General features: G+C 64.6%; 12 protein-coding genes. 1 reads left to right on the top strand and 11 read right to left on the bottom strand.

Features of this window, described 5'->3' with window-relative positions:
* Positions 1 to 2: 2 nt before the first annotated feature.
* From MU516_RS03870 to MU516_RS03885, 4 genes are all read right to left on the bottom strand, one after another.
* Positions 3 to 1364, bottom strand: coding sequence for an NAD(P)-dependent oxidoreductase (locus tag MU516_RS03870; RefSeq protein WP_260275880.1), 1362 nt, complete (start codon positions 1362 to 1364; stop codon positions 3 to 5).
* Between the two features lie 98 nt (positions 1365 to 1462).
* The gene (locus tag MU516_RS03875; RefSeq protein WP_260275881.1) at positions 1463 to 2761 is read right to left on the bottom strand and encodes a sensor histidine kinase; all 1299 of its coding nucleotides are present in this window, start codon (positions 2759 to 2761) and stop codon (positions 1463 to 1465) included.
* Complete coding sequence (locus tag MU516_RS03880; protein WP_260275882.1) at positions 2761 to 3423, bottom strand: response regulator transcription factor; 663 nt, start codon at positions 3421 to 3423, stop codon at positions 2761 to 2763. Before MU516_RS03880 ends, MU516_RS03875 begins: the two co-directional genes overlap by 1 nt.
* Positions 3424 to 3897 (bottom strand): PepSY domain-containing protein, encoded by a 474-nt coding sequence (locus tag MU516_RS03885; RefSeq protein ID WP_260275883.1) that lies wholly within the window; start codon positions 3895 to 3897, stop codon positions 3424 to 3426.
* Positions 3898 to 3985: 88 nt separating this feature from the next.
* Here MU516_RS03885 and MU516_RS03890 point away from each other — a divergent pair, with 88 nt between their 5' ends.
* Positions 3986 to 4777, top strand: a complete 792-nt coding sequence (locus MU516_RS03890) for a hypothetical protein (RefSeq protein WP_260275884.1) — start codon at positions 3986 to 3988, stop codon at positions 4775 to 4777.
* 263 nt (positions 4778 to 5040) lie between these two features.
* Here MU516_RS03890 and MU516_RS03895 read toward each other — a convergent pair whose 3' ends face one another.
* From MU516_RS03895 to aptA, 7 genes are all read right to left on the bottom strand, one after another.
* Positions 5041 to 6033, bottom strand: a complete 993-nt coding sequence (locus MU516_RS03895) for an ABC transporter substrate-binding protein (protein WP_260275885.1) — start codon at positions 6031 to 6033, stop codon at positions 5041 to 5043.
* Positions 6034 to 6057: 24 nt separating this feature from the next.
* Positions 6058 to 6900 (bottom strand): ABC transporter permease, encoded by an 843-nt coding sequence (locus MU516_RS03900; RefSeq protein WP_260275886.1) that lies wholly within the window; start codon positions 6898 to 6900, stop codon positions 6058 to 6060.
* Positions 6897 to 7775: an ABC transporter permease gene (locus tag MU516_RS03905; protein ID WP_260276250.1), complete on the bottom strand. Its 879-nt coding sequence runs from the start codon at positions 7773 to 7775 to the stop codon at positions 6897 to 6899. Before MU516_RS03905 ends, MU516_RS03900 begins: the two co-directional genes overlap by 4 nt.
* Before the next feature lie 31 nt (positions 7776 to 7806).
* A complete protein-coding gene (locus MU516_RS03910) occupies positions 7807 to 8586 on the bottom strand; it encodes an ABC transporter ATP-binding protein (RefSeq protein ID WP_425606806.1) in 780 nt (259 codons plus the stop codon).
* A gap of 2 nt (positions 8587 to 8588) precedes the next feature.
* Positions 8589 to 10040, bottom strand: a complete 1452-nt coding sequence (gene hydA, locus MU516_RS03915) for a dihydropyrimidinase (RefSeq protein ID WP_260275887.1) — start codon at positions 10038 to 10040, stop codon at positions 8589 to 8591.
* Positions 10041 to 10108: 68 nt separating this feature from the next.
* Positions 10109 to 11374 carry a Zn-dependent hydrolase gene (locus MU516_RS03920; protein ID WP_260275888.1) on the bottom strand — a complete coding sequence of 422 codons (1266 nt, stop codon included), beginning with the start codon at positions 11372 to 11374 and terminating at the stop codon, positions 10109 to 10111.
* Positions 11375 to 11474: 100 nt separating this feature from the next.
* Positions 11475 to 12800, bottom strand: a complete 1326-nt coding sequence (gene aptA, locus MU516_RS03925; protein WP_260275889.1) for an omega-aminotransferase AptA — start codon at positions 12798 to 12800, stop codon at positions 11475 to 11477.
* Positions 12801 to 12874: the final 74 nt, after the last annotated feature.

Genomic DNA, 12874 nt, shown 5'->3' on the forward strand with positions numbered 1-12874 from the left:
TCTCAGCCGGGGATTTCCACGGGGCGGCCCATCAGCCGGGCGTCGATGTCCTCGGCCGCGTCACGGCCCTCTGCCACCGCCGTCACGGTCAGGTCATCGCCACCCGCCGCGCAGTCGCCGCCAGCCCAGACACGTTCGATGCTGGTTCTGCCGGGCCCCGTAACCGCGATCTTGCCGCTGCCCGTTAGCTTCAGCGCGTCCAGAGGTTTTTCCAGCCGCTGTCCGATCGCCTTGAAAACCTGATCCGCCTTCAGCCGGAACCGGTTCTCGGTCAGGTGGACCTGGCCTTCGACCACGGCGGTATAGGCGAACTCGACCGCTTCGGCATGATCATCGTCGCCGATCACTGCGACGGGCGCCGCGCCGGTGATGATGCGCACGCCCTTGCTGGCGGCATGATCCTGTTCGTGCTGCGAAGCCCCCATCTGGTCGCGCGTGCGGCGATAGACCATGGTGACGTTCTCGGCCCCCAGCAGCCGTGCCTGCACGGCGGCATCGACGGCGGTCATGCCGCCACCGATCACCACCACGTCACGTCCGATGGGCAGCGACAGAAGATCGCCGCATTGCCGCAGATCGCCGATGAAATCCACGGCATCCTGGACGTTCCGAAAACCCTCGCCTTCCGCCCGCAAGGCGTTCACCGCGCCCAAGCCGATGCCCAGAAAGACCGCATCGAAATCATTCTGCAGGCTTTCCAGCGTCAGATCGCGTCCCAGCGCCTTGCGTGTCTCGATCGTGATCCCGCCAATGCCCATCAACCATTCGACCTCTGCCTGCGCAAAGCCGTCGACCGTCTTGTAGCTGGCGATGCCGTATTCGTTCAGTCCGCCCGGCTTGCCGCGCGCATCGAAGATTGTCACATCGTGCCCTTTCGCCGCCAGACGATGTGCGCAGGACAGGCCGGCCGGTCCTGCGCCCACGACGGCGATGCGCTTGCCGGTCGGGTCGGCGCGACGGAAGGGATGACCCTGCTGCGCCATCAGCCCGTCTGTCGCATAGCGCTGCAGGGCACCGATCCGGACCGGTTCCGCCTCCGCATCCATCCGCACGCAGGCACCTTCGCAAAGGTTTTCGGTCGGGCACACACGGGCGCACATGCCGCCAAGAATATTGGCGTGAAAGATGGTCATCGCCGCCGCGTCGGGCGTGCCCGTGGCGATCTGGCGGATGAACAGAGGGATATCGATTCCGGTCGGACAAGCCGTGATGCAGGGGGCGTCGTGGCAGAAATAGCAGCGATCTGCCGCAACCCGTGCCTCGTGAGGGGCCAAGGGGGGCGCGACATCCGTGAAATTCGCGGCCAATTCATCGGGTGTCAGCCGACCGGAAACAATTCCGGGCGACAGTCTGGTTTGGGACATTTGCGTCTCCTGGCTCACCTGTTGGTACGAATCAGGCTGGCACAGGTCTGAAATTTTATCAAATGGTAAAATCGGGACCGGCGGGCTTTGCACAAATTTCAGGCTGGCAGGGTCAGGATTGCCGAAAGCCCGCCAAGCGCGCTACGTTCAAGGCGCAGATCTCCGCCATGCAACGCGGCAAGATCGGCCACGATGGCAAGCCCCAATCCCGACCCCGAGGCACCGTGTTCGTCCAGCCGTCCGCCACGGATCAACGCCCTTGGTGCGTCGGTCCGGGCCATGCCGGGGCCGTCATCCTCGATCCTCAGCGTCAGCGTTCTGGCGTCCGTCGTCACCGCGATGCGCAGACTGTGCCGACCCCATTTCACCGCGTTGTCGGCCAGATTGCCGATCATTTCCTCAAGATCCTGACGTTCTCCGGCGAAGGCCGCATCTTCGGGGCAGTCGGTCCGGGCAGTGATATGCTTGTCCTGCATCGGCCAGCGCAGCACCAGAAGGATGTCGTCGATCACCGCCTTCACCGGGGTTCGCTGTCCCAGCACCCTTGGTCCGGCCGATCTTGCCCGCCGCAGATGCCAGCCGATCAGCCGGTCCATCCGCGTGATCAGCGACTGTCCCTTGTGATCGGGTGGCAATTCATTGGCCAGCGCCGCCAGCGGGGTTTTCAGCGAATGGGCAAGGTTGCCCAAATGCTGCCGGGATCGGGCCAGCAGGGTGGCATTCTGATCCAGTGCCGCGTTGATCTCGGCGGTCAGGGGCCGTAATTCGCTGACATCGGGCATGGGCAGGCGATCCGCCTGACCGGCGCGAACGCGGCGCAGATCGGCCCCGACGCGGGTCAAGCTGCGCAGGCCGACCTGCACCTGAATGATGCTGGCCGCAGCCAGTCCCGCGCCCAGAACGATCAGCGCGATAGCCAGCGGGCGCCGGATCTGGCGCAGGCTGTCGCGGATCTGGGCCTGGGGCGCGGTGACGGTGACAGCGACCAGCGCGTCGCTTTCCGGCACGGTGACTTCGCGTCGCATCACCCGCAAGGCAGCGCCATCGGCGCCGCTGCCGCGACCTCCCACAAAATTTCCACCGGGTCCGTTCAGGCGCCCGTCCAGCAAGGAATTCGACCGTGCCACCACCCGATCCTCGGCAGCGACCTGCCAGTACCAGCCGCTAAGCGGCAGGCCGAAACGGGCGTCGGGTGGCAAACCCTCGACCGCGATCCGGCCATCCCGGCCCACCTCGACCGTGGCGATCAGCGTGTCGGCGACAGCCTCGGCCTCGGCGTCGAAACGCCCGGTCACGAAATCATCAAGTAGCCCCGAGATGAAGATGAACGCCGCCAGCAGAGCAGCAGTCAGCCAGACCGCCCCCAACACCAGAAGCCGCGCGCGGATCGAACGCATCAGCCCTGCGCCCGCAGCACATATCCCGCGCCGCGCCGGGTCTGGATCAACCCGTCGCCGATCTTGCGGCGCAGCCGTCCGATGACCACTTCGATCGACTTGAAATCGCGGTCGGTTTCAGCCTCGTACAGATGTTCGGACAGCTCCGTGCGGCTGACGACCCGATCCTGGTGATGGATCAGATAGGACAGGATGCGGGTCTCGAACGCGGTCAGCTTCAGAGCGATGCCGTCGCGGGTTATGACACCCAGCTGGCTGTCCAGTTGCAGCGGTCCAGCGGCAATCACCGGACGCGCATGGCCTGCGGCCCGACGGATCAGGGTCTGGGCCCGCAGCACGACCTCGTCCAGGCGGAACGGCTTGACGGCATAGTCATCTGCGCCCGCGCGGAACCCTGCGACCTTGTCGGTCCAGTCGCCCCGCGCGGTCAGGATTAGCACCGGAATGGCGATCCCCTGATCGCGCCAGCGGGTCAGAACCTCGATCCCCGGCATGCCTGGCAGGCCCAGATCAAGGATCGCCACGTCATAGGCTTCTGTCGCCCCCAGAAATTCGCCCTCGGCCCCGTCTGCTGCGCGGTCGGTCACGAAACCCGCATCCTGAAACGCTGTGACCAGCTGTTCGGACAGCAATGGATCATCTTCGACAATCAGGGCGCGCATTCAGTCCTCGTCGAAATCGTTGTCGTCATCGTCGTCATCGTCGTCCAGCGGTTCGCGGCGCAGGGCCGCGATCTGGCCCCGACCCGCGACCTCCAGAAAGCGACCGTTGCGGGCGTCCATGCGGATCAACAACAGGTGCCGCTGCGGCGTCATCAGCCGAAATTCATAGACCAGTGCCGCGCCCAGTTCGCGTTCCTTCGGGGTCGGTGGCGCGATGTCCGCACCGATCAGCCGACCCCGGTATCGCCGATCTACCCGTTCGGCAAGTTCGTGGAACGGCAGGGGGCGGAAATCCTGCGCGGCGACGCGAAGGGTCAGCGGATTGCCCTGCCAGAACCCACCATGGGAATGGGGGCCGTCGCCGCGGCCGGCGCCGACAAAAACGACAAGTGTCATCAGGGACAGGAACAGCAGGCCGCGATACATGGTGCCAGTTATGCCGATCAAATCCCAAATGGAAACCAAACCGGACATTGCCGTTTCATTCGGCATTGCCGCGCTAGAAGAGATTCGTGGGGCGGGGTCAACGGACCTTGTCCGGACGAAGAAAAAGGAAGTCGATATGAGCAGACATATTATGAAACTATCCGCCGCGACCTTTGCTCTGATCGCAGGGCTGGGTGGCGCAACACTGGCTCAAGAGGCTGCACCCGCCGCCGGAAACGACCTGCCAGAGGTGCTGCGGGCGCTGAACCTGACCGATCTCGAGGTGAAGGATGGTCCGCGCGGCGGCCGCAAGGTGGAAGGCGATCTGCCCGGAGGAGGCGAGATCGAGGCGTTCATCGACCGCGACGGAAATCTGGTGATGGTCGAGGCGGACGATGTGGCGATGCCATCATCGCTGATCGATACTCTGCTACCGCAAACCGTGCGGGACGGCGAAGTCCTGTCGCAGTTCGCCCGGATCGAGCGGATCGGCGGACGTGACGGGCGTGTCATGATCAGCGGCGAGGACAGCGAGGGCGAGGATGTTCGCGCAGGCTTCGACCGCGAAGGCCGTTTGCTGGGGTTCGGTCGTGGCGACGATGACGATGGCAAGGGGCGGCGCGGTCCGAAACACGGATGGGGCGATCATGACCACCGCAAGGGCAAGCACTGGATGCACGGTGACAAGGATCATGCCCGCCATGGCGGCAAGGAAGGGCGCGGTGCTCGTCCCATGCCGCAGGTCGATGATGCGGCCCTGAACCGGACCCTGGACGGGGCCGGCTACAGCGATATCGGCGCGGCGCGTCCCGCCGGACCCCGGCTGGTCCTGGATGCCGTGAATGCGGCGGGCGAACCGGTCACACTGGAAATCGCCCCGGATGGCGAGGTGATCCGCGAGACGGCACGAGCAGCCGCCGCCCAGTGATCGCCCGATGTGGTCGCGCCGGTCAGATGGCGGCGCGACCACGCCCGAAGCGGCAGTGCCGGTCGTAGCCTGTGTGCGGCGTTCATCGTTGCGATGTCGGAACAGCCCGGCAAGCGAAATTTCTCGATGGTCTTCTGGGCCATCGCACCAACCGCCAGACAGGTCACCGCTTTCAACTAACTCAGCGAACCGGCGTCGTGCCGAGAAACGTCCGCAATTCCGCGACCGGGCGCCCGTATTGCGCGCGCCCGGTCTTGCCAGTCTCAGTCGAAGGCCCGGTCGGTGATGACATGCGAGAATGCGCCCTCGGGCGCGGCCGAGATCACCGGATCCGAACCGCCGGCCATCAGGATATCGACCGTGCGCTGATAATCGGCCTCGTCCAGCGTGCCGTCAGAACCCTCGGTCAGCTTGGCGACCTCGCTCATCATCCGGGTCTGATGCTCGATGGTCTGGGCGCCGGTCTCGTCGTTTTCCAGCACGATCTCTGCGGCTTCCTCGGGATTCTCCTCAGCGTATTTCCAGCCCTTCATGCTGGCCCGTACAAAACGGACCAGTGCGGTGACCTTGTCGGGATCCTCCAGGGTCGAATCCAGCGTATAAAGCCCGTCTTCCAGCGTCGCGACATCCTGATCGGAATACTTGAACGTCACCAGCTCTTCGGCGGGGATGCCGGCGTCGATGATCTGCCAGTATTCGTTGTAGGTCATGGTCGAAATGCAGGCGGCCTGTTTCTGCAGCAGCGGGTCCACGTTGAAGCCCTGCTTCAGAACCGTCACGCCGTCCGGTCCGCCTTCGGTCGACAGGCCAAGCGTGCTCATCCAGCTGAGAAAGGGATATTCGTTGCCGGCGAACCAGACACCAAGTGTCTTGCCTGCGAAATCGGTCTGCGGATCGCTGATCCCGGATTCCTTGAGGCATGTCAGCATCATCCCCGAGGATTTGAACGGTTGCGCGATATTGACCAGCGGCAGCCCCTTTTCGCGCGCGGCCAGTGCGGCGGGCATCCACTCGACGACCACATCGGCGCCGCCCCCGGCCAGCACCTGCGTCGGTGCGATATCGGGGCCGCCGGGCTTGATGGTGACGTTCAGCCCTTCCTCCTCGTAGAAGCCCTTGTCCTTGGCGACGTAATAGCCCGCGAACTGGGCCTGCGTGACCCATTTCAGTTGCAGCGTCAGGTCATATTCGGCATCTGCCCAGGCCGTACCCGCGACCAGTGTCGCGGCGACCGCGCCCAGCAAGGTTCTTTTCATGGCTCACTCTCCTGTTGGTGGGGTCTAGCCCCGTTGATTGCGCTGCGACGGGTGCCAGAACGTCACCTTCTTCTCGATCAGCGCGACGATGCCATAAAACAGCGATCCGGCGATCGCCGCCACAAGGATTTCCGCCCAGACCAGCGGCAGGTCCAGGCGCCCGACGGCGGTCGAGATCCTAAACCCCATCCCCTTGGTGGGGCTGCCGAAAAACTCGGCCACGATCGCGCCGATCAGGGCAAGCGTCGTGGTGATCTTCAGGCCGTTGAACAGGAACGGCATCGCCGCCGGCAGCCGCATCCTCATCAGTGACGCACGATAGGGTGCCGCCCATGTCGCCATCAGGTCGCGCTGCATGGGATCGGTGGCCGCAAGGCCCGCGACCATGTTCACAAGGATTGGGAAGAACACCATCACCACCACCACGGCGGCCTTGGACTGCCAGTCGAACCCGAACCACATCACCAGGATCGGGGCGATACCCACGATCGGCAGCGCGGCGACGAAGTTCCCGATCGGCAGCAGGCCGCGTTGCAGAAACGGGCTGCGATCAATGGCGATGGCGGTCAGGATCGCGGCCGATCCGCCGATCAGCCAGCCGGTCAGCGCGCCCCTCAGAATCGTCTGGACAAAATCGGTCCACAGAATGCCGGTATTGGCCGCGAAGCTGGCAGCGATCTGGCTGGGCGCGGGCAGGATGACCGACGGGACCTGATAGATTCGCACAATCATTTCCCACAACAGGATCAATGTAGTGCCGAAGATGACCGCGACCAGAAACCGTGTCAGTCGTGTGTCGAAACGGGCCAGCCACGCATTCAACGCCCAGCCAGCGATCCAGACAGCAAGGATCGGGATCGCGTTCATCGGGCCAATCCCATGCGCTGCAAGGTCAGCTTCTCTATCAGCCCGATCACTGTGACCAGCAGCGCCGCCAGCGCGGCCGCGGTGAACAGCGCGGACCAGATCTGGACCGTCTGGCCGTAATAGCTGCCCGACAACAGGCGCGCGCCAAGCCCCGAGCTGGCACCGGCAGGCAATTCACCCACGATGGTGCCCACCAGCGCGGCGGCGACCGCCACCTTGAGGCTGGCGAAAAGATAGGGCATCGACGATGGCAGGCGCAGCCGCCAGAACTGCTGGCTCTGGCTGGCGCTCCAGGATCGCATCAGGTCAAGCTGCATCGCGTCGGGGGTCCGCAGGCCTTTCACCATGCCGACAAGCACCGGAAAGAACGACAGCCAAGCGGCGATGACGGCCTTTGGCAGCAGGCCGGTGACGCCGGCGCTGGCGAAGACCACGATCACCATGGGGGCGATGGCAAGGATCGGCACGGTCTGGCTGGCGACCGCCCAGGGCATCACCGACTGGTCCATGGCGCGGTTATGCACGATGCCGACGGCCAGCAGGATGCCCGCAAGACTGCCGATGGCAAACCCCGCCAGCGTGGCCGACAAGGTGACCCAGCCATGATAGATCAGGCTGCGTTTCGAGGTGACCTTCTGTCCCGCGATCCCGTCCCACAACCCAACCGCGACCTGATGTGGCGCAGGCAGCACGGGGCGGTCCAGCGTCAGGGTCTGGCCGACGAATTGCGTCGTTGTCAGCACCGTATCGCTGCGCGCCGCCTGATCGCGCACCCATTGCGCGTTCATGCCGATGGCCGCGAAATACCAGATCGCGACGATGGCCAGCAGCACGGTCAGGACCGGGAACGTGCGACCCTGCGCGCCACGCCGCATCAGCCCCCCGACGCCGCCTGGCGCGGCCGCCTCAGTCATAGCTGTGTCCTTCGCGCAGCCCTTCGCGGACCTCGTGGGCCAGCGCGATGAATTCGGGCGTGTCGCGGATGTCCAGCGGGCGTTCGCGGGGAAGGGGGCTTTCGATGATCCGCGTGATGCGGCCGGGCCGCGGGCTCATCACCACGATCCGGGTGGACAGATAGACCGCTTCGGGGATCGAGTGGGTGACGAAGCCGATGGTCTTGCCTGTCTTGGCCCACAGCGCCAGCAGCGCCTCGTTCAACCGGTCGCGGACGATCTCGTCCAGCGCGCCGAAGGGTTCGTCCATCAGCAGGATGTCGGCGTCGAAGGCCAGCGCGCGGGCGATGCTGGCGCGCTGCTGCATTCCCCCCGAAAGCTGCCACGGAAACTTGCCCCCGAAGCCCGCCAGATCGACCAGATCCAGAACTCGCTGGATCCGCTGTTTCCGGTCGGCGCGCTGAAATCCCATGATCTCCAGCGGCAGGCTGATATTGCCGGCAATCGTCCGCCACGGATACAGCCCCGGCGCTTGGAACACATAGCCATAGGCCCGAGCCTTGCGCGCCGCGTCCGGGGTCATCCCGTTCACGCTCAGGCGCCCGGCGGTCGGTGTCTCCAGCGCGGCGATGGCCCGCAGCAAGGTCGTCTTGCCGCATCCCGACGGTCCGATGAAGCTGACGAAATCGCCCTGTCCAATGGTCAGGTCCACATCCTTCAGCGCGTGGACCGGACCATCCGCCGTCTGGAATGTCAGGCCGACGCGGCTTGCCTCGATCACCGATGCGGCCAAGTTCAGACCCCCGTCGCCGGAATGCCCGACCGTTCCACCGGCCGTGGCGCGGTCAACTCCTTCCACTGCGACAGCGCCCGGTTCACCGTGCCGCGCGGTTCACGGGCGACGAACTCGCCGTGTCCATCGCGGCTGTCCACCTTGCCCTCGGTCACGGCGACGACGCCCCGCGTGATGGTAAAGCGCGGCAGGCCCTTGACCTTCTGACCTTCGAAGACATTGTAATCGATGGCCGATTGCTGGCTGCCGGCCGAGATGGTCTTTTCCGCCTCGGGATCCCAGACGACCAGATCGGCATCGCTGCCGACCAGCACCGCGCCTTTCTTTGGATACATGCCCAGGATCTTGGCGCTGTTGGTCGAGGTGGCTGCGACGAACTCGTTCGGTGTCAGGCGCCCGGTGCCGACGCCATGCGTCCACAGCATCGGCATTCGATCCTCAAGCCCGCCGGTGCCGTTCGGGATCTTGGTGAAATCACCGACGCCAGTCCGTTTTTGTTCGGTGGTGAAGGCGCAATGATCGGTGGCCACGACCGACAGGCTGCCCGATTGCAGACCGGCCCACAGGCTGTCCTGATGCTTCTTGTCGCGGAAGGGCGGAGACATGACGCGCCGCGCGGCGTGGTCCCAGTCCTTGTCGAAATATTCGCTTTCATCCAGCGTCAGGTGCTGGATCAGCGGTTCGCCCCAGACACGCTTGCCCTGCTGTCGGGCGCGGCGGATCGCCTCGTGGCTGTCCTCGCAACTGACATGCACCACGTACAAAGGCACGCCGGCCATGTCGGCCACCATGATGGCGCGGTTGGTGGCTTCGCCCTCGACCTGGGGCGGGCGGGAATAGGCGTGCGCCTCGGGGCCGGTATTGCCCTCCGCCAGCAGGCGCGCAGACAATTCGGCCACCACGTCGCCGTTTTCTGCATGGCACATCGCGATGCCACCCAGATCGCCGACGCGGCGGAAGGACGCGAACAATTCGTCGTCATTCACCATCAAGGCACCCTTGTAGGCCATGAAATGCTTGAAGCTGGTGATGCCGCGATCGACGACTGCCTGCATTTCGTCAAAGACCTGTTCGCCCCACCAGGTGACCGCCATGTGATAGCTGAAGTCGCAATGCGCGCGCCCAGATTTGTTGTCCCACATCTGCAACGCGTCCAGCAGTCCCTGTCCGGGCGAGGGCAGGGCGAAGTCGACCACCATGGTCGTGCCCCCCGCCAGCGCCGCGCGGGTGCCGCTTTCGAAATCATCGGCGGAGTAGGTTCCCATGAAGGGCATCTCCAGATGCGTATGCGGGTCGATCCCGCCCGGCATGACATAGCAGCCGGTCGCATCAAGGGTCTGATCGCCCACCAGCCCATCGCCGATCGCCGCGATCTTGCCGCCCTCGATCAGCACATCCGCCTTGTAGGTCAGATCCGCCGTCACGATGGTTCCGTTCCTGATGATCGTGCTCATCGCCAACCTCTTCTTCTTTGTTCAATTACCCCAGGGTTCCGGGGCGGTGCCCCCGGCACACATCCGCGTCAGCGGACAGTCTCGGCGGCGTCCAGAACGGCATGCAGCAGCACATCGGCGCCCGCCTTGGCCCATTCAGGACTGATCTCCTCGGCCTCATTGTGGCTCAGGCCGTCCACGCAGGGGCACATGATCATCACCGTCGGTGCGATGCGGTTGATCCAGCAGGCGTCGTGACCGGCGCCGCTGACGATATCCATATGGCTGTATCCCAGCCGGTCGGCGGCGCTGCGCAGCTTTTGCGCAAGTTCCGGATCGAAGGTCACCGGGTCGAAATGACCGACCGGCTCGATCTCGATGCCAAGGCCAAGATCGCGCGCGATTTCAAAGGCGTCGGCCTCCAATCTCGACCGCATCGAGGTCAGCTTGTCCAGATCCGGGCTGCGGAAGTCGATCGTGAACACCGCGCGGCCCGGGATCACGTTGCGGCTGTTGGGATAGACATTGGCCTGGCCGACCGCACCGACGGCATTTGGCTGATGATCCATCGCGATCCGGTGGACGGCCTCGGTGATGCGCGCCATGCCCAGCCCCGCGTTGACCCGCATGGTCATGGGCGTGCTTCCCGTATGCGCGTCCTTACCGGTCAGCGTGACCTGCAGCCACCACAAGCCCTGGCCATGGGTGACGACACCGATCTCCTTTCCCTCAGCCTCGAGAATCGGACCCTGTTCAATGTGATATTCGAACATCGCGTGGATGGGGCGCTTGCCGGGTTCCTCGTCCCCGCGCCAGCCGATCCGGTCAAGTTCGGCGCCGAACGTCTTGCCGTCGGCGTCCTCGCGGCCGTTGGCATAGTCTTCGCTGTGCATCCCGGCAAACACGCCCGAGGCCAGCATCGCGGGCGCGAAACGGGTGCCTTCCTCATTGGTCCAGTTCACCACGACGATCGGCCGGCGCGTGCGGATGCCCATGTCGCGGATCGAACGGATCACCTCCAGCCCGGCCAGCACACCCAGCACCCCGTCGTATTTTCCCCCGGTGGGCTGGGTGTCCAGATGGCTGCCGATATAGACGGGATCCAGATCCGGTTCAGTCCCCTCGTGGCGCATGAACATGTTGCCCATCCGGTCAAGGCCCATCGTCATCCCGGCATCTTCCGACCACATGCGGAACAGCGCACGCCCCTCGGCGTCGGCATCTGTCAGGGTCTGGCGATTATTGCCGCCCGCAATGCCGGGTCCGATCTTCGCCATCTCCATCAGGCTGTCCCACAACCTGTCGCCATCGACTTTCATGTTCGCGGCGGGGCCCGCCGCAGCGGTGTCTGTCATGTCGTGTCCTTCCTGTCTGGCCGTCCCGTCTTTGTGCGGGATCGGCGTGATCGGTGGGGGCGGGGCGACGCGGAACGCCGCGTGCTCCGGATTGGCGATCTCAGCCCGCCTGTCTCAGAACCTCCGCCAGCGTGCCGACCAGTTCGTCGATCTGTTCCTTGCTGATGATCAGCGGGGGCGACATCGCGATGATATCGCCGGTGATGCGGATCATGATTCCGGCCTCGAACGCCTTCACGAACACGTCGAAGGCGCGCTTGCCCGGCTGGCCCTCCATCGGGGCCAGCTCGACCGCGCCGATCAGGCCCATGTTGCGGATGTCAACGACATGCGGCAGCCCCTTCAGGCCGTGCAGCGCCTCTTGCCAGTAGGTTTCCAGATCGGCGGCGCGGGTCAGCAGGCCGTCTTCGGCATAGGTATCCAGCGTCGCAAGACCGGCGGCGCAGGCGACCGGATTTCCGGAATAGGTATAGCCGTGGAACAGCTCGATCACATGTTCGGGGCCCTGCATGAAGGCGTCGTGGATCTGGGCCGTGGTCAGGACCGCGCCCATCGGGATGACGCCGTTGGTCAGTCCCTTGGCGCAGGTGATCATGTCGGGTATGACATCGAAATGCTGGGCGGCGAAGGGGCTGCCCAGACGGCCAAAGCCGGTGATGACCTCATCGAAGATCAGCAGAATGCCGTGCTTTTGCGTGATCTCGCGAAGACGTTTCAGATATCCCTTGGGCGGCAACAGCACGCCGGTCGAGCCCGCCATGGGTTCGACGATCACGGCGGCAATCGTTTCCGCCCCATGCAGCGCGATGATCCGCTCCAGCTCGTCGGCTAGATTGGCGCCGTGTTCGGGCTGGCCCTTGGTGAAGGCGTTTTCGGGCAGGTGCGTATGGGGCAGGTGGTCCACGCCGGTCAGCAGGCTGCCGAAGAAGCGACGGTTGTTGACGATCCCGCCGACCGAGATGCCGCCGAATCCGACGCCGTGATAGCCGCGTTCGCGCCCGATCAGGCGTGTGCGCGCCGAATCACCGCGCGCGCGGTGATAGGCCAGCGCGATCTTCAACGCGGTATCCACGGCCTCGCTGCCGGAGTTGCAGTAGAAGACATGCTCGATCCCGTCAGGCGCGATATCGACAATCCGATTGGCCAGTTCGAAGGCCAGCGGATGACCCATCTGAAACGCAGGCGCATAGTCCATTTCGGCCACCTGCGCCTGAACGGCCTCGGTGATCTTCGGGCGGCAATGGCCGGCGTTGCAGCACCAAAGCCCGGCCGTGCCATCCAGGATCTGCCGCCCGTCCGATGTCGTGTAGTGCATGTCCTTGGCCGCCACCAGCATCCGCGGTGCGGATTTGAACTGACGATTCGCGGTGAAGGGCATCCAGAAGGCGCGCAGGTCATTGGGCGCGGATTTGCGGTCAAGCGGCATCTGATGAACCTCGAGAATTATTGACCATACGGTCAGGATCAGGCTAGCACGGGGCCTTGGCCAGTCAAGCACAC

This window comes from Paracoccus maritimus (assembly GCF_025195095.1).
Taxonomy (GTDB): Bacteria; Pseudomonadota; Alphaproteobacteria; order Rhodobacterales; family Rhodobacteraceae; genus Paracoccus; species Paracoccus maritimus.

Excerpts from the sequence above, each read along its gene's own strand:
- aptA (WP_260275889.1), bottom strand. The coding sequence starts at position 12,800 with ATGCCGCTTGACCGCAAATCCGCGCCCAATGACCTGCGCGCCTTCTGG.
- MU516_RS03870 (WP_260275880.1), bottom strand. The coding sequence starts at position 1,364 with ATGTCCCAAACCAGACTGTCGCCCGGAATTGTTTCCGGTCGGCTGACA.
- hydA (WP_260275887.1), bottom strand. The coding sequence starts at position 10,040 with ATGAGCACGATCATCAGGAACGGAACCATCGTGACGGCGGATCTGACC.
- MU516_RS03880 (WP_260275882.1), bottom strand. The coding sequence starts at position 3,423 with ATGCGCGCCCTGATTGTCGAAGATGATCCATTGCTGTCCGAACAGCTG.
- MU516_RS03920 (WP_260275888.1), bottom strand. The coding sequence starts at position 11,374 with ATGACAGACACCGCTGCGGCGGGCCCCGCCGCGAACATGAAAGTCGAT.
- MU516_RS03890 (WP_260275884.1), top strand. The coding sequence starts at position 3,986 with ATGAGCAGACATATTATGAAACTATCCGCCGCGACCTTTGCTCTGATC.
- MU516_RS03900 (WP_260275886.1), bottom strand. The coding sequence starts at position 6,900 with ATGAACGCGATCCCGATCCTTGCTGTCTGGATCGCTGGCTGGGCGTTG.
- MU516_RS03895 (WP_260275885.1), bottom strand. The coding sequence starts at position 6,033 with ATGAAAAGAACCTTGCTGGGCGCGGTCGCCGCGACACTGGTCGCGGGT.
- MU516_RS03875 (WP_260275881.1), bottom strand. The coding sequence starts at position 2,761 with ATGCGTTCGATCCGCGCGCGGCTTCTGGTGTTGGGGGCGGTCTGGCTG.
- MU516_RS03905 (WP_260276250.1), bottom strand. The coding sequence starts at position 7,775 with ATGCGGCGTGGCGCGCAGGGTCGCACGTTCCCGGTCCTGACCGTGCTG.
- MU516_RS03885 (WP_260275883.1), bottom strand. The coding sequence starts at position 3,897 with ATGTCCGGTTTGGTTTCCATTTGGGATTTGATCGGCATAACTGGCACC.